The following is a 17,462-nucleotide window of genomic DNA, read 5'->3' as shown; positions in this document are numbered from 1 at the left end:
AAAGCATCTGGAATAATTCCAGATGCTTTTTTTATGTTTCAGCCGCTTTCTCTTCAGCCTCTTTCTTAATTCTATCAGCGAATTCATTTATTTTTCTTAAACGATGATTAATCCCTGATTTAGAAATACTACCATCAGGTAAAGAATCGCTTAATTCCTTCAAGCTCACTTCTGGCTTTTGAATCCTGGTAACTGCCACATCATAAAGTTTTTTTGGCAATTGTTTCAAACCAACTGTATTAGCTATATATTGAATACTTGTCAATTGTCTTGTTGATGCATTGGCAACTTTATTCATATTAGCATTTTCACAATTAACTAAACGATTAACAGAATTACGCATATCACGCATAATTCTTACATCTTCAAATTTTAACATTGCGTTAGTGGCACCAATTAATTGTAAGAAATTAGCAATTTTTTCGGCTTCCTTTAAATAAGTTATATAGCCACTTCTACGTTCAGTAGTTCTAGAATTAAGGCCGTAATTATTCATCATTTCAGAAATCATATCATTGTGTTCTTCATATAATGAGTATATTTCTAAATGGTAACGAGAAGTTTCGGGGTTGTTAACAGATCCACTAGCTAAAAAAGCTCCTCTTAAATATGATCTCACTTGAGAATCACTATTTAAAAGTTTGGTTGGCACTGTTTCAACAATTTGATAATTATCGAATATTTTTAAATCATCAAGAATTTCCTTAACTTGATACATAATTCTTACTATATAAATGTTATTTTTATTTAACTTCATCTTTTTACGAACAACTAATTTACTTTCTACATCATAGAATTTCAAAATTAAACTATAAATTCTACGAGCAATTGCAGGATTTTCAGTTTGAATATTTAATAACACTCTATTTGAAGATAGAGAAATTGAACCATTCATTCGAATTAAAGCCATTAATTCGGCCTTAGCATTTTTCTTATGAACTTCTAGAGTGGTTAACTCTTTTTTTACTTCACTTGCATATGACAATTATTAATCACTCCAATCTTTGTTGTTTATTAGTTTAATTAACGTATCAGATACTAATTTTCCATTATGAAAAGCACAATCATCAGATAACTTTAAAAAGTTATCTTGAATGACTTTACAATGCTGTTGTTCAAGGCCAGCTTCATCATGGGTAACTTGTTTAGATATTTCATTCCATTTTATTTTATCAATATAGTTATTAGGAATTGATGCATTGTTTACTAAAACAACATTAATAAAATTACATCCCAAATGACGATTTAAAACTTTTACATGATCAGCATCTGTAAAGTGATCAGTTTCACCCTTTTGTGTCATGATATTACATATATAAACTACCTTAGCTGGTGAAGCAATAACTGCATGTCCTAAGTTTTCAATCATTAAATTTGGCAAAATACTAGTAAATAAACTTCCAGGTCCTAAAACGATTTGATCAGCATTCATAATCGCGTCAATTACTTTTTGATTAGTTTTGGGTTGCTCATTGCTACTAATATTTTCTACCCACACACGTTTAATATTCTTATTGGCATAAGTAATCTCATATTCACCAGCCATTTTAGTACCATCATAAAATTCAGCACATAATTGTAAATCTTGACTAGAGGCCGGATAAACATGTCCATTAACTTTCATCATATTACTAATAATTTCAACTGCATTATTAACCCCATCTTTCATCTCTGTTAGAGCTGCAATAATTAAATTACCAATCGAATGACCAGATAAAAATTCATCACCGTTATTAAAACGATATTGAAACAAATCTAATTCTAGCTTAGGTAATTCTGACAAAGAAACTAATACGTTACGAATATCACCTGGAGGTACCACATCCATATAATTGCGAATTTTACCAGAAGAACCTCCATCATCGGCAACTGTCACGATAGCTGTAATATCAACATTTTTTTCTTTTAAACTTTTTAATATAACTGGTAGTCCGGTTCCACCACCGATAACTACAATTTTAGGACGGTTATTTAAATCATTACTCATTAAATGTTCCCGCCTTTCTTTAACAATTTATTCGTTCAATATAATAACTCATGATATTTTAACACACATACCCGGGCGTGTCATTTATAAATAAAATAAAAAAGAGTCTTAGACTCTTTTTTATTTTATTTATTCATTTTAGTTCTTTTAGTATCACGTTTTAAAACTAGAGCTAAATATTGACCAGTATAACTATCTTTTTGTTTGATAATTTCTTCAGGAGTTCCAGTAGCAATAATATTACCGCCACCTTCACCACCTTCTGGTCCTAAATCAATTATATTATCAGCAGTCTTAATAACATCCAAATTATGTTCAATAATTAAGACTGTATTACCTTGATCGACTAATTCATGTAGAACCACTAATAAACGCTTAATATCATCGGTGTGTAAACCAATAGTTGGTTCATCCAAAATATATAAGTTATTACCAGCTGATTTTTTGTATAATTCAGCAGCTAATTTCATTCGTTGTGCCTCACCACCAGATAAAGTTGTGGCTGATTGACCTAATTTAACATAACCTAAACCAACTTCATCAATGGTTTTAAGTTTTCTTGTAATTTTAGGCATTGCTTCAAAGAATGATAAAGCTTCTTTAACTGTCATATCCAAAACATCAGCAATATTTTTACCTTTATATTCCACTTCAAGCGTTTCATTATTATAACGTTTACCATGACAAACTTCACAAGGTACATAAACGTCAGGTAAAAAATTCATTTCAATTTTTAGAATCCCATCCCCATGGCAAGTTTCACAACGTCCACCTTTAACGTTAAAACTAAAGCGACCTTTTTGATATCCTCTTAATTTAGCTTCATTAGTTTCAGCAAATAGTTCACGAATATCGTCAAAAACACCCGTATAAGTGGCAGGATTACTACGTGGAGTTCTCCCAATTGGGCTTTGATCAATATTAATTAACTTATCAATATTCTTATAACCTGAAATAGACTTGTATTTACCGGGCTTTTCTGAATTATTATTTATTTTTTGTGCTAAGGCTCGTTTCAAAACACGATTAATTAAAGTTGATTTACCAGAACCAGAAACTCCAGTAACAACATTAAATTCACCTAATGGAATATCAACATCAACATTCTTTAAGTTATTTTCAGCAGCACCTTTAACTTTAATATGTTTTTTATTACCTTTTCTACGTTTCAATGGTACTGGAATAAATTTATTTCCAGATAAATATTGACCAGTCAAAGAATTATCATTGTTGGCAATTTCTTTTGGTGTTCCAACAGCCATTACTTTACCACCATTAGCACCAGCACCTGGTCCAATATCTACAATATAATCAGCAGCTTCCATCGTGTCTTCACCATGTTCAACTACCACTAAAGTATTGCCTAAATCACGCATTGATTTCAATGAACTAATCAAACGATCATTGTCACGTTGATGCAATCCAATGGATGGTTCATCTAACACATATAAAACACCCGATAAGTTAGAACCAATCTGAGTAGCTAAGCGAATTCTTTGTGATTCACCACCAGACAAAGTTCCTGCATTTCTAGACAATGTTAGATAATCTAAACCAACATTTTTTAAGAAAGACAAACGATCAATAATTTCTTTTAAAATTGGTTTTGCAATTACGGTATCTTTTTCGCCAAATGTTAAAGATTTAAAGAAGTCTAATTCTTTATTGATGTCTAGATTAGTAACTTCACTAATATTTTCACCATTAATTTTCACACTTAAAGCTTCACGATTTAAACGTAAGCCATGACAATTTTGACATGTTAATTCTGTCATATATTTACGCATTTGCTCACGGGTAAAATCACTATTAGTACTATGATAGCGACGATCGATATTATTTAAGACCCCCTCAAATGGTGCATCAGTATCACGTACACCACCGAAATTACTATCAAAGTGAAAATGAAATTCTTTTCCTTTAGAGCCATTTAAAATAATATCACGTTGCTTCTTAGGTAATTTTTTGAAAGGCGTATCCATATCAATTTTAAAAGCATGGCAAGCTTGATCCAATAAGCTTGGATAAAACTTAGAACTAATTGGGTTCCATGGTTCAATTGCGCCTTCATTTAGAGTTTTATTCTGATCAGGAATAACTAGACTTTCGTCTACTTCTAATTTCATTCCTAATCCATCACAATCAGGACAGGCACCAATTGGAGAATTAAATGAAAATAAACGAGGTTCTAATTCGCTAATGGTAAAACCACATAAAGGACATGCATAATGTTCTGAAAAAATGAGATTATCTCCATGTCCCATTAAATCAGCGACTGCATAACCACCACTTAATCTTAGCGCAGTTTCTAGAGAATCAGATAGTCTTGACTTAATGCCATCTTTTACAATAATTCTATCAATAACAATATCAATATTATGACGCTTATTTTTCTCTAATTCTACTCCATCGCCTAACTCATGGACTTCACCGTCAACACGATAACGAACAAAGCCTTCTCTTTGAATCTTTTCAAAAGTCTTTTTATGTTGACCGCGTTCTTCACGCACGACTGGTGAAAGAATTTGTAATTTAGTACGTTCTGGTAATGCCATAATTTCATCGATCATTTGATCAATGGATTGACGAGTAATCTTAGTTCCGTCGTTAGGACAAATAGGGGTTCCAACGCGAGCCCATAGAAGTCTAAAATAATCATTAATTTCAGTAACGGTTCCTACAGTAGAACGAGGATTATGAGAAGTTGTTTTTTGATCAATCGCAATTGCTGGACTTAATCCCTCAATAGAATCCACATCTGGCTTGTCCATTTGGCCTAAAAATTGTCTAGCATATGATGATAAACTTTCAACATAACGGCGTTGTCCTTCAGCATACAAAGTATCAAAAGCTAAAGAACTTTTACCAGATCCAGATAGTCCTGTCATTACCGTTAATTTATTTTTAGGAATTGAAACATTAATATTTTTTAAATTATGAGCACGAGCACCCTTAATAATAATTTTATCGTTTGGCAAGAAATCACTCCTTACTTATTTCATTTGACTCTTAAGTTCCATAACTGTATCACGAATAGAAGCAGCTTGTTCAAAATCTAATTTCGTTGCAGCATGTCGCATTTCTTTATTTAGAGTTTCAAGCATTGATTGTTGTTCTTTTTTAGTCATCTTTTGGAAATCAGATTCAACAAATGAATGACTTTCTTTTGGTTCATCATCATCGTTATTATCATATTTAATAAGATCACGAACTGGTTTCTTGATAGTATGTGGGGTAATCCCATGTTCTTTATTATATGCTTTTTGAATTTTTCTTCTTCTAGCAGTTTCATCCATTGCCTTTTGCATGGAATCAGTTACTGTATCAGCATACATAATAACAGAACCATTTTCATTTCTAGCTGCACGGCCAATCGTTTGAATTAATGAACGTTCGTTTCTTAGAAAGCCTTCTTTGTCAGCATCCAAAATTGCAACTAAAGAAACTTCCGGAACATCAATACCTTCTCTTAAAAGATTAATTCCCACTAAAACATCATATTTACCTAATCTTAAGTCACGTATAATTTTAGTCCGTTCAAGAGTTTTAACATCTGAGTGTAAATATGCTACTTTAATCCCTAAATCTTTCAGATAATCAGTTAAATCTTCTGCCATCTTTTTAGTTAAGGTAGTAACAAATGTTCTTTCGTCTCGATCAATTCTTTTATTAATTTCACCAACTAAGTTATCCATTTGTCCCATGATTGGACGAACTTCAACTGTAGGATCTAAAAGACCAGTTGGACGAATAATTTGTTGAACGATATTCTTTTTATCAGTCATTTCTAGTTCACGAGGACCAGGTGTAGCTGACATGTAAACAGCTTGATTAATATGTTTCTTAAACTCAGGCATCTTCAAAGGACGATTATCTAAAGCACTAGGTAATCTAAATCCATACTTAATAAGTTGTTCTTTTCTAGCTTTATCACCCTTATACATCCCACCAATTTGAGGCAAAGTTTGATGAGATTCATCAACAACTAATAAATAATCATCAGGGAAGAAATCAAGTAATGTATATGGTGGTTCACCTGGTTTACGATGATCCATATGCCTAGAATAATTTTCAATCCCATTGGTATATCCCATTTCTGCCATCATTTCAATATCATAAGTAGTTCGTTGTTTTAGGCGTTGGGCTTCAACAAGTTTACCTTCACTTTTGAATTTAGCAACTTGTTCATCCATTTCTTTTCTAATGTTGGCTAAAGCACGATCCAGATTTTGATCATCGGTTAAAAAGTGAGTCGCAGGGAAAATAATAACGTTATTCTTTTTCCCTAAAAATTCGCCTGTCAATGTATCAATTTCTCTAATTGAATCAATTTCATCGCCAAAAAATTCAACTCTAAGTGCATGTTTATCACCTGAAGCTGGAAAAATATCTACCACATCACCATGAACTCTAAAGCGACCACGTTGAAAATCAATATCATTCCGATCAAATTGAATATCGACAAGCTGACGTAAAACATCATCACGTTCTATTTGTTGCCCTACATGTAAAGATACCGTATGTTTATAGTATTCTTCCGGACTCCCTAAACCAAAAATAGACGATACTGAAGCTACAATAATAACATCATTTCTGGTTAGGAGTGCATTAGTAGCGGCATGCCGTAACTTATCAATTTCGTCATTTACAGAAGAGTCCTTTTCAATATAAGTGTCACTTGAAGGTACATAAGCTTCCGGTTGATAATAATCATAATAACTAACAAAATATTCAACTGCATTATTAGGGAAAAATTCTTTGAATTCACCATATAATTGGCCAGCTAACGTTTTATTGTGAGATAAAATTAACGTAGGTTTATTTACATTCTTGATAACATTTGAAATCGTAAATGTTTTACCAGTCCCAGTAGCACCCAATAATATTTGAGATTTTTGGCCATTTTCAATACCAACAGTTAATTTTTTAATTGCCTCTGGTTGATCTCCAGTTGGCTTATATTTAGAAACTAAGTCAAAATGGTTATTTTTTTCTCGTTTAATTTGCAATAAAAGCCCTCACTTTCTCATTAAAATAAGAGCTTAAATTATAAGCCCTTAAACATCCCTGCAATTTTGTATACATTTTAACACACGAACATACATTCTAAAATTAATACGTATCCGACAAGATAATAAAAAGGAATGCTTAAATAGCATTCCTTTTTATCAATTATTTTTCTAATGATGATACATATTCAAAAGCATTTTGACCAGCAATTCCACCGTCACCAACAGCAGTTGCAACTTGTCTTAATTCTTTTGAACGAACGTCTCCAATTGCAAAAACTCCAGGTACTGAAGTTTCCATACGTTCATTTGTCTTAATCCAACCTTTATCATCAGTAATATTTAAATTATTAAATGGTTCAGTCATTGGATTGTTTCCAACATAAATAAATACTCCATTGGCATCAACAACATCAGTTTCATTTGTCTGATTATTCAATGTTTTAACCCCTGTAACCTTCATATTATCACCAATAATTTCAGTTACATTAGTATTCCAAATAAAATTAATTTTGTCGTTTGCAAATGCACGATCTTGAAGTACCTTTTGTGCTCTTAATTGATCGCGACGATGGATAACAGTAACTCTTGAAGTAATACCAGCAAGGTATAAAGCTTCTGAAATTGCTGAGTCACCACCACCAATTACGACTACTTCTCTGTTTTTAAAGAAAGCTCCGTCACATACAGCACAATAAGAAACACCCTTACCACCATATTCATCTTCACCTTCAACACCTAATTTACGGTATTGAGAACCAGTCCCAATGATCACAGAACCTGTTTCATAACTATCTTGATCGGTTTTAACAATCTTATTTTTACCTGATTGTTCAATTGATTCAACAGTACCATATGCATATTTTGCACCAAAGTTAATTGAACCTTCATACATTTTTTTAGCTAAATCTGGGCCCAAAATTGATTTAAAGCCAGGATAATTCTCAATTTCAGCAGTATTATTCATTTGGCCACCGTAAATGCCTCGATCAATCATCAAAACAGATAAATTTGCACGAGAAGCATATAATGCTGCAGTCATTCCACCAGGACCTGCACCAATTACGATTACATCATATTTTTCCATAATTTCAGCTCCTCTCTTTTTCAATAAGCACTACTTTACTAGCAAAATAAAAGTTTGTCTATTATTTTGCACACAAAGTAATATTAGTCTAATTTCTTAGCTAAATCCTTAATATATTGTTTCAATTGATTTGATACTTCTGGATGTTGTAAACCAAATTCAATATTAGTTTCTAACCAGCCGAATTTATTCCCGGTATCATAACGAGAACCTTTAAATTCATGAGCATAGACTTTACCATTTTTGTTCAAAGTATCAATAGCATCAGTTAATTGAATTTCATTACCCTTACCTGGTTTAGTATTTTCCAATATTTCAAATATTTCTGGAGTCAATAAGTAACGACCGATGATTGCTAAATCACTAGGAGCATCTTCTGGATTAGGTTTTTCAACGAAGCTAGTAACATCATATAATCCATCTTGTACTTCCTTAGCGGGATTAATAACTCCATATTTAGAAGTATCTTCATGTGGAACCTTCATAACAGCTAGAGTGGAAGAATTAGTTTTTTCATAACTATCAATTAATTGCTTAGTTAATGGAGTCTTGTCTTGCATCAAATCGTCACCTAGCATAATAACGAATGGATCATCCCCAACAAAACTCTTGGCAGTATGAACCGCATCCCCTAAACCATTAGGGTGTTCTTGACGTTTAAAATAGATGTTTAAACCATTAGTTTTCTTAACAGCTTCCAACATTTTCATCTTATTTTTCTTTTCAAGATTTAATTCTAATTCAGTATTAGAATCAAAATGGTCTTCAATTGCACGCTTACCTTTTCCAATAATAATTAAAATATCAGTAATCCCAGAAGCAATTGCTTCTTCAACAATTAATTGAATAGCAGGTTTGTCCACTACTGGAAGCATTTCCTTAGGCATTGCTTTAGTTTCTGGTAAGAATCTTGTTCCCAAGCCTGCAGCTGGGATGATTGCTTTTCTAATTTTTTTCATAAAAATTCTCCTTAAACCATATTTAGTCCAATTCTGCTCGGCCTTCACGATGCATTAAATTATTAATTGCATCTTTAACAGTTAATTCATCGTTTATAACATGATAAATAGCTGATGTAATTGGCATATCGATACCACGTTGTTTAGCTAATTCATAGGCTGCTTTGGTGGTGGCAATGCCTTCAATTACCATCCCCATATGTTCAATAACTTCGTCCAATGATTTACCTTGTCCTAATTGATATCCAGCACGCCAATTTCTAGAATCACTACTTGTTGCTGTAACAATTAGATCACCAACCCCAGACAATCCAGTAAAGGTTAATGGATTAGCACCAAATGAAGTCCCTAATCGAGAAATTTCTGCTAAACCACGAGTCATTAAAGCTGCTTTAGTATTATCACCATATCCTAAACTATAAAGTGCTCCTGCTCCTAATGCAATAATATTTTTCAACGCTGCACCAATTTCAACACCTATAATATCATCATTGGTATACACTCTAAAATATTCATTAATAAACAAAGACTGAACGTGTTCAGCATCTTTAATATTTTCTGAAGCAGTAGTAACCAAAGTAATATCATGTTTTGCTACAGATTCAGCTTGACTAGGGCCAGATATTACAGAAATGGATTTACGATATTTAGGATCAATTTCTTCAGTAAGGACTTCAGACATACGTTTATAAGTCTTTTGCTCAATTCCTTTACTACCATGAATAATATTTACTTTCATATTCAATTCCGCCAAAATATTATTTACTTTTTGAGCAATTGATCTAGTAACTTGAGCTGGTACCACAAATAAAATGTCATCAGCTCCATTAATAGCTTCCTTCATATCAGAATAAGCTACTAAATCCTTAGAATATGTAAAATTCTCAATGTATTTAGTATTAGTGTGTTTGTTGTTTAATTCTTCAACTTGAGCTGGTTTATAAGACCATAAATGAACTTCGTTACCATTTTCAGATAAGATGTTTGCTAACATGCTACCCCATGATCCTGCACCTAAAACTGCTACTTTTTCTACCATTATAAAATCTCCTTGTAATTATATTACTTATTAATTATTGACCTACCGTCAAGATAATATGGTAAATCTGGATTTTTCTTTCTACGATAAATAATAATACCAATAGAACCGAAAAATAAAACAATTGATAATAATTGTGAAACTCTTATATCACCAAAGGCCATTAAGCTATCAGTACGCATTCCCTCAACAAAGAATCTTCCAAATGAATACCAAATTACATAACCTAAAAAGACTTCACCACGTTTAAAGAATTTGTTAATATGCCTTAAATTCATTAGTATTATAAAACCAAATATATCCCAAATAGACTCATATAAAAAAGTTGGTTGACGATATGATCCTTGAATAAACATTTGATTAATTATAAATGATGGTAAATGTAAGTGTTGTAAGAAAGATAAACTAGTAATTTTACCAAAAGCTTCTTGGTTCATAAAGTTACCCCATCTACCAATACCTTGTCCCATTATTACAGTTGGAGCAATAACATCTAGCATCAACCAAACCGGTATAAATTTACTACGACAATAATAAAATACAACTAAGCCAGCACCAATTAAAGCTCCATAAATGGCAATTCCCCCATCCCAAACTTTAATGATTTCATCTAGATGTTGACTATAGTACGGCCATTGAAATGCTACATAATAGATACGAGCACAAATAATCGCAACAGGCAATGCCCATAAAATCATGTCATAAATGTTATCTGCAATAATTCCACGTTTTGAGCCTTCTTTAACAGAAAGATAAACCGCAATCATCACTGCACTAGCAATAAAGATTCCATACCAATGAACTTGAATTGATCCCAAATTAAATGCAATCGGATTTAAAGCTAACGAAATAAGATCTCCTCCATTCAATATTTAATTAACCATTAGGTTTTGAATTTTCTTTAATTAAGCTATTCAGATTATCATTGAATACTTTAGTTGCATCGTATCCCATTGTTCTAGCTCTAAAGTTCATTGCAGCTGCTTCAATAATAATTGCTAAATTACGTCCTGTTTTAACTGGAATGTTAATTCTTTCAACATCAACATCAAAAATCCGTCTAGTTTCATTAGAATTCCCTAATCGATCATAATCTTTATTATCAGACCAGTTTTCTAAATGGACAATTAAATCAACTTTGGTTTTTGAACGTACAGCTCCTGCACCAAATAAATTCATTACGTCAATAATCCCAATTCCACGGATTTCCAATAAATGACGTAAAATACGTGGAGCTTGTCCAACTAGTGTTTGTTCATCCTGTTGGTATACCTCAACTCGATCATCAGCTATTAATCGATGTCCACGTTTAACTAATTCCAAAGCAGTTTCACTTTTACCGACTCCTGAATCACCAGTCATCAGAACACCTAATCCATAAACATCAACTAAAACTCCATGCATAGATTTTCTTTCGGCTAAATTACTTTCTAAATAATTAGTCATATTACTTAAAACTCTAGAGGTTGTTAATTTTGATCCTAAAATAGGAATATGTTTATTTTTAGCAGCTCTAATTAATTCATCAGGCGGATCCAATTGGGTCGAGATCACAAAAGCTGGTGTTTCTGGGTGACACATTTCTTTCATAACTTCATAAAGATCGGCACTATTCATGCCTTTTGCATATGAGGTCTCAGTAATTCCAAGTAATTGAATTCTTTTAGCCGGATAATAATTAAAATATCCAGTTAACTCTAAACCAGGTCTTGAAATGTCACTAGTAGTAATAGGTCTATCTAAATACTCTTTACCATAAAAAATATCTAGATGTGTATTTTCAACTAAGTCAGCAACACTAACATTATAAGTCATACGTTTACCTCCTATGTTATTATTATTTTACCATTTTAATTATTATCTTTTAATCTTAAAAACACATTAAAAATAAAAAAATAAGTAGATATTATTAAATACCTACTTAATTTTAACATTATTCAGTTGATTGATTATTAGATAACACCGCATTACAAATTGACATTATTATAGATACTAGCATTGCCATCCCAAAAGAAGTAAATTGGAAATCACTGCCAACAATATATGAGGTTGCTTCTAACATAAATGCATTTAAGACAATACTGAATAATCCCAATGTCAAAATATTAATTGGTAATGAAAGAATAAACAATACCGGTTTTACCAAAGTATTCAAAATCGCCAATACAAAAGCAGCGATAATGGCAGTTGTTAAACTAGCGACATAAAAGCTTCCTTGAAAGAAACCTGCAATAGCTATAAATAATAAGGTATTAACTAATAAACGACCCCAAAATCCCATTGTAAGTCTCCTTTATTTATGATCAAATTCCTGAACATCTTTTAAATTTTTTCTTTTATCGTTATTCTTAGTTGTTGATTGTTCTTTAGACTTATATTGATTAAACATCCCATCAAAAGGACCAGTTGTTTGTTGAGTATTGGGCATTAAAACAAGCAAAATCAAGTATGCAAGTAATCCAATGCCATGAAAGAAAGCAAGAATAATAAAAATTATTCTTATAATTCTAGAATCAATTCCTAGATATTCTGAAACTCCACCGGCAACTCCAGTTAGCATTCTGTCTGTTTTTGATCTAGTTAATTTTTTCATTTTATTAACAACTCCTTTGAGTTAAACATTTAAACACTTTTCATGCTTAAATACAATCCTTTTAACAAAAATAATTTATTTAAACAAAACAACCCCTAATTCATTTGGTGAATCGTTATAAATAGCTGATTCAGTAATTTTGATTCGATCATTTCTATTTATTAATTTTAATCGACAAAATGTAGGTGAAGATAAAATGGCCTCATAAAATTCATTTTCATTATGAACCGTTTTGTTATTAACTTCAACAATACGATCCCCAATTTCAACCCCCATTTTATCAGCTGGAGTAGATGGCTTAACACCAATTACACTAACGCCTTCAACTGCATCAGAAAACCATTTTTCAGATTTAAGGTCTTGTAATTTGAGTCTAATTAAAATCAACAAATAAACAATAATAAGGATTCCGATTGAATATAAAGTAACAATTGGGAAGAAATAGCTGCCAATTGTTAATATAAATCCAAAAATACCTAATTTAATGATTGAATTACCAATCTTTTTTGCAATCTTTAAAGGAACATTCTTGAATATTTTCATTTTTGCACTTAAAAGTACTGGTAATAAAAATAAACTAAACGATTGATGTCCTACCATGAAAGTAGGCCAAAATGAAATTGCTTTTTGCAATTGGTCGCCAGGAATTAAAACGAGTAATGGAAAAACTGTCATTTCATTTAAAAGATATCCAGCTACACGGTTTCCACGTTTATTTTTCGATATTTCAGGGGTATTATAACGGCCAACAAAGTATCTCCAAAATAAACCGGATATTAAAATGATTAAACTAATTAGAAATAATATGTTTTGATTGGCAGTCATTGATAAATCAATTGAAGAATCAAAGTTGTCATTAATATAATCAAATATACTAGGAATCATTGTAATTAAAGTTGTTATTCCAGCTATTATAATCGGAAATAATCTATAGGGAATCAACACAATATTTAATAATAGTAGTACTTCATACAAAATAATCCATGGAACAGAAATAAATGTACCAACTAAAATTGATAAAATAGATCCAAAAATACCAAAAAGTAAAAATCCTAGTAAAAAATGTTTTAACTCAAAATTATTTTGATAAATAGCAGTATTAAAAGAATTTCTTTCACGTGAAAGTCTTTTTTTATTGTTTAAAAGAACTTTAATTATGCCCAGCCAAAGAACTGGTTGAATAAAAATTATAGATAATGTTAATAAATAATCCATTTGCTTGTCTCCTAAGTTAATCTGGGTTCTGCTTGCTTAATTTCCATTGTAAATACGAATTAATAAATTTGTCTAATTTCCCATCCATAACATCTTGTACTTTAGCAGTTTCATAGCCTGTACGATGGTCTTTTACCATCGAATATGGATGAAAAACATAAGAACGAATTTGTGAACCCCATCCAATTTCTTTTTGTTCACCTTCTAGTTGAGCTTTTTGCTCAGCCTTCTTTTCTTCTTCTAATTCATATAACTTGGACTTTAACATATTCATTGCAGTTTCCCTATTTTGTAGCTGTGAACGTTGAGCTTGACTAGCAACTACAATTCCAGTAGGTTCATGGGTAATTCGAACCGCAGATGAAGTTTTGTTAACATGTTGACCACCAGCTCCACTGGCTCTAAAAACGTCTACTCTTAAGTCAGCAGGATTAATATCAATGTTTACTGAATCATCTAATTCTGGCATTACATCCACTGAGGCAAATGATGTGTGACGACGACCTGCTGAGTCAAATGGAGAAATTCTAACCAATCGATGCACACCTTTTTCTGATTTCAAATATCCATATGCATTTTCACCAGAAATTAATAACGTTGCACTATCAATTCCAGCTACTTCACCAACTTGATAATTCAAAGTCTCTAATTTGAATTCATGTTGTTCAGCCCATCTGGTATACATGCGAAGTAACATCATTCCCCAATCGTGAGATTCAGTTCCACCAGCACCTGGATGAATTTCTAAGATGGCATTATTGCCATCATATTTACCATTTAAAAGCATGCCTAAGCGATAATTTTCTAAATGCTTTTTAGTCTTAGTTAAATTATTTTCAAATTCTTCCATTATTGAGGGGTCGTTATCTTCTTCAAATAATTCTAAATTTATTTCTAAGTCATCACTTTCTTCAGCAATTACCTTAAAATTATCATACTTTTTCTTCAGTTTATTGTTTTCTTCAATAAAGCTTTTAGCCTTATTAGGATCATCCCAAAAATTAGGATCTGCCATTTTAGACTCATTAATTTCAATATTTTCAGATAATGAATCTAAGTCAAAGAGACCCCCTAAAACCAGCAATGGCTTTTTTTATTTTATTAATTTCATCTTTTGCATCTTTTAATTCCATAAATTATTTACTCCCTATGTAAAAAACGGCAATGGAACTATACAAGTCCATCCCCGTTTTTAAAATTATCTTTCAATGTTTTGTCTAATTTCAGCCTTCATAAATAGTCTAGTTGTATCATAATTGATATCTGAAACCATTTCTTCAAACATTTGATAACCTTCACGTTGATATTCAACCAATGGATTCAATTGACCATAACCTCTTAAACCAACTGATTGTCTCAATTGATCCATTTCATCAATATGATCAGTCCAGTGTGAATCAACAACTCTTAAAATAACAACCTTTTCAAATTCAAGCATTTGATTAGGATCATATAATTGATCTTGTTTTTCTTTATATACTTGTTTAGCAAGATTCATTAGAGTGTCTTTAATTTCATCAGCAGATTTATTTTCTAAATCATCCAAACTAATGCGATCAGGACTTACTAAAGCACTAATAGCAAAATCTAAAATAGTATCTAAATCCCAATCTTTCTTATCTCCTTGAGTATGCAAGTTAACAATTCTATTAACAGTTCTTTGAATCATTGGCATTAATACCCACTTAAGAGATTTATTTTCTTCAATAATTTGATATCTTTCACCATAGATAACATTACGTTGTTGTCTCATAACATCATCATATTGAAGAACTTGTTTTCTAGAGTCGTAATTATTACCTTCAACACGCTTTTGAGCTGATTCAACTTGTTTAGTAATTAATCTACTCTTAATAACAGCAGATTCGCCATCAACTTTCATATTTTCTAAGAAGCTCTTAATACGGTCAGAACCAAAACGACGCATTAAATCATCTTCTAATGAAAGATAGAATTGTGAAAGACCTGGATCTCCTTGACGACCTGAACGACCACGTAATTGATTATCAATACGTCTTGATTCATGACGTTCAGTTCCAATAACCGCTAATCCACCTAATTCAACAACACCCGGTCCAAGTTTAATATCAGTACCACGACCAGCCATATTGGTAGCAATAGTAACTGCATTCTTTTGTCCAGCGTTGGAAATAATTTCAGCTTCCTTAGCATGATTCTTAGCATTTAAAACATTATGTGGAATTCCTTCTTGAGTTAATCTGTTATCTAGATATTCTGATGTTTCAACAGCAACGGTACCAATCAACATTGGTTGTCCCTTACTGTGTAATTCCTTGATTTTACTGATAACTGCATCGAATTTAGATTGAAGAGTTGGATATAGTAAATCAGGTTCATCAACTCTGGCTACAGGTTTATTAGTAGGGATTGAAATAACATCCATATTATAGATTTCTCTAAATTCATCAGCTTCTGTTTTAGCAGTACCAGTCATACCAGCTAACTTATGGTACATTCTGAATAAGTTTTGGTATGTGATATTAGCCATGGTTTTACTTTCTTCTTGAATGTCAACGCCTTCTTTGGCTTCAATTGCTTGATGTAGCCCATCAGAAAAGCGACGACCTTCCATAATACGACCAGTAAATGAATCAACGATTAATACTTCACCATTAGAAACCACATAGTCCTTATCTTTAAGCATAATGTAGTTAGCACGTAATGCTTCATCCAAATGATGAGTTAGAGCTGTATTATCAGTATCATATAAATTCTTTAAGTTAAAGTACTTTTCAGCCTTTTCAATACCTTGATCTTTTAAAGCAACAGTTTTTGATTCCAAATCAATCTTAAAATCATCTTTGTCTTTTAAAGTTTTAGCAAAACGATCAGCTTGGATATATAATTCTTGTGAACCTTTAGCTTGACCAGAAATGATTAATGGGGTTCTAGCTTCATCAATTAAAATAGAGTCTACTTCATCGACAATAGCAAAGTTCAATGGACGTTGTACCATATCTTCTTTGTAAACAACCATATTATCACGTAAATAATCAAATCCGATTTCACTATTAGTAGAATAGGTAATATCGTCATTGTATGCTTCACGTTTTTCTTCAGCACTCATTTCAGTTAAGTTAACACCAACTGTTAAGCCTAACCAGTTATATAGTTCACCCATTTGTTCAGCATCACGCTTGGATAAGTATTCGTTAACTGTAATAACATGAACACCCTTACCAGCCAATGCATTTAAATATACAGGCATAGTAGCAGTTAATGTTTTACCTTCACCAGTTTTCATTTCAGAAATGCTTCCTTCATGAAGCACAATTCCACCCATAACTTGAACATGGAATGGAGTTAGTCCTAAAACACGAGTAGCTCCTTCTCTTGCAACAGCGAATGCTTCAGGAAGAAGATCATCTAGCGTTTCACCATCTTGATAACGTTTTTTAAATTCTGGAGTTTTAGCTTTTAAATCTTCATCGCTTAATTTACGATATTCATCAGCATAATTATCAACTTTATCCGCTAACTTACTTAAACGTTTGATATCATGCTTATCGCTTTCAACCCATTTCTTTAAAATATTAGGCATTAATAAATTCC

General features: G+C 32.0%; 14 protein-coding genes. All 14 read right to left on the bottom strand.

Going from position 1 to position 17,462, the window contains the following annotated elements; translation table 11 throughout:
• Positions 1-31 precede the first annotated feature (31 nt).
• Positions 32-985 (bottom strand): DNA-binding protein WhiA, encoded by a 954-nt coding sequence (whiA, locus tag C7N71_RS05680; RefSeq protein WP_105988158.1) that lies wholly within the window; start codon positions 983-985, stop codon positions 32-34.
• A 3-nt stretch (positions 986-988) separates the two neighbouring features.
• The gene (locus C7N71_RS05675; protein ID WP_105988157.1) at positions 989-1,987 is read right to left on the bottom strand and encodes a gluconeogenesis factor YvcK family protein; all 999 of its coding nucleotides are present in this window, start codon (positions 1,985-1,987) and stop codon (positions 989-991) included.
• Between the two features lie 125 nt (positions 1,988-2,112).
• Positions 2,113-4,965 carry an excinuclease ABC subunit UvrA gene (gene uvrA, locus C7N71_RS05670; RefSeq protein ID WP_105988156.1) on the bottom strand — a complete coding sequence of 951 codons (2,853 nt, stop codon included), beginning with the start codon at positions 4,963-4,965 and terminating at the stop codon, positions 2,113-2,115.
• Positions 4,966-4,980: 15 nt separating this feature from the next.
• A complete protein-coding gene (gene uvrB / locus C7N71_RS05665; RefSeq protein WP_105988295.1) occupies positions 4,981-6,990 on the bottom strand; it encodes an excinuclease ABC subunit UvrB in 2,010 nt (669 codons plus the stop codon).
• 169 nt (positions 6,991-7,159) lie between these two features.
• On the bottom strand, positions 7,160-8,086 hold the full coding sequence (trxB, locus tag C7N71_RS05660) for a thioredoxin-disulfide reductase (RefSeq protein WP_167387722.1): 927 nt from the start codon (positions 8,084-8,086) through the stop codon (positions 7,160-7,162).
• 80 nt (positions 8,087-8,166) lie between these two features.
• On the bottom strand, positions 8,167-9,042 hold the full coding sequence (gene galU / locus C7N71_RS05655; RefSeq protein WP_105988154.1) for a UTP--glucose-1-phosphate uridylyltransferase GalU: 876 nt from the start codon (positions 9,040-9,042) through the stop codon (positions 8,167-8,169).
• A gap of 22 nt (positions 9,043-9,064) precedes the next feature.
• The gene (locus tag C7N71_RS05650; protein ID WP_105988153.1) at positions 9,065-10,081 is read right to left on the bottom strand and encodes an NAD(P)H-dependent glycerol-3-phosphate dehydrogenase; all 1,017 of its coding nucleotides are present in this window, start codon (positions 10,079-10,081) and stop codon (positions 9,065-9,067) included.
• A 23-nt stretch (positions 10,082-10,104) separates the two neighbouring features.
• Complete coding sequence (gene lgt, locus C7N71_RS05645; RefSeq protein ID WP_105988152.1) at positions 10,105-10,950, bottom strand: prolipoprotein diacylglyceryl transferase; 846 nt, start codon at positions 10,948-10,950, stop codon at positions 10,105-10,107.
• Between the two features lie 7 nt (positions 10,951-10,957).
• Positions 10,958-11,896 carry an HPr(Ser) kinase/phosphatase gene (gene hprK / locus C7N71_RS05640; protein ID WP_105988151.1) on the bottom strand — a complete coding sequence of 313 codons (939 nt, stop codon included), beginning with the start codon at positions 11,894-11,896 and terminating at the stop codon, positions 10,958-10,960.
• A gap of 118 nt (positions 11,897-12,014) precedes the next feature.
• Positions 12,015-12,362 (bottom strand): phage holin family protein, encoded by a 348-nt coding sequence (locus C7N71_RS05635; protein WP_105964933.1) that lies wholly within the window; start codon positions 12,360-12,362, stop codon positions 12,015-12,017.
• Between the two features lie 12 nt (positions 12,363-12,374).
• Positions 12,375-12,674 carry a PspC domain-containing protein gene (locus tag C7N71_RS05630; RefSeq protein ID WP_105988150.1) on the bottom strand — a complete coding sequence of 100 codons (300 nt, stop codon included), beginning with the start codon at positions 12,672-12,674 and terminating at the stop codon, positions 12,375-12,377.
• 75 nt (positions 12,675-12,749) lie between these two features.
• A complete protein-coding gene (locus C7N71_RS05625) occupies positions 12,750-13,889 on the bottom strand; it encodes a PDZ domain-containing protein (RefSeq protein ID WP_105988149.1) in 1,140 nt (379 codons plus the stop codon).
• 16 nt (positions 13,890-13,905) lie between these two features.
• Positions 13,906-15,022 (bottom strand): peptide chain release factor 2 gene (gene prfB, locus C7N71_RS05620; RefSeq protein WP_105988148.1). Its coding sequence is split into 2 segments (ribosomal slippage): positions 13,906-14,949 and positions 14,951-15,022, totalling 1,116 coding nucleotides; the frame shifts between segments, so codons are not numbered across the junction.
• A gap of 65 nt (positions 15,023-15,087) precedes the next feature.
• A complete protein-coding gene (gene secA / locus C7N71_RS05615; RefSeq protein WP_105988147.1) occupies positions 15,088-17,451 on the bottom strand; it encodes a preprotein translocase subunit SecA in 2,364 nt (787 codons plus the stop codon).
• Positions 17,452-17,462: the final 11 nt, after the last annotated feature.

The organism is Apilactobacillus timberlakei, assembly GCF_002993965.1.
Taxonomy (GTDB): domain Bacteria; phylum Bacillota; class Bacilli; order Lactobacillales; family Lactobacillaceae; genus Apilactobacillus; species Apilactobacillus timberlakei.
This window is presented reverse-complemented; position numbering and strand designations above follow the sequence as displayed.

Excerpts from the sequence above, each read along its gene's own strand:
- secA (WP_105988147.1), bottom strand. The coding sequence starts at position 17,451 with ATGCCTAATATTTTAAAGAAATGGGTTGAAAGCGATAAGCATGATATC.
- hprK (WP_105988151.1), bottom strand. The coding sequence starts at position 11,896 with ATGACTTATAATGTTAGTGTTGCTGACTTAGTTGAAAATACACATCTA.
- C7N71_RS05630 (WP_105988150.1), bottom strand. The coding sequence starts at position 12,674 with ATGAAAAAATTAACTAGATCAAAAACAGACAGAATGCTAACTGGAGTT.
- C7N71_RS05625 (WP_105988149.1), bottom strand. The coding sequence starts at position 13,889 with ATGGATTATTTATTAACATTATCTATAATTTTTATTCAACCAGTTCTT.
- galU (WP_105988154.1), bottom strand. The coding sequence starts at position 9,042 with ATGAAAAAAATTAGAAAAGCAATCATCCCAGCTGCAGGCTTGGGAACA.
- C7N71_RS05635 (WP_105964933.1), bottom strand. The coding sequence starts at position 12,362 with ATGGGATTTTGGGGTCGTTTATTAGTTAATACCTTATTATTTATAGCT.
- C7N71_RS05650 (WP_105988153.1), bottom strand. The coding sequence starts at position 10,081 with ATGGTAGAAAAAGTAGCAGTTTTAGGTGCAGGATCATGGGGTAGCATG.
- C7N71_RS05675 (WP_105988157.1), bottom strand. The coding sequence starts at position 1,987 with ATGAGTAATGATTTAAATAACCGTCCTAAAATTGTAGTTATCGGTGGT.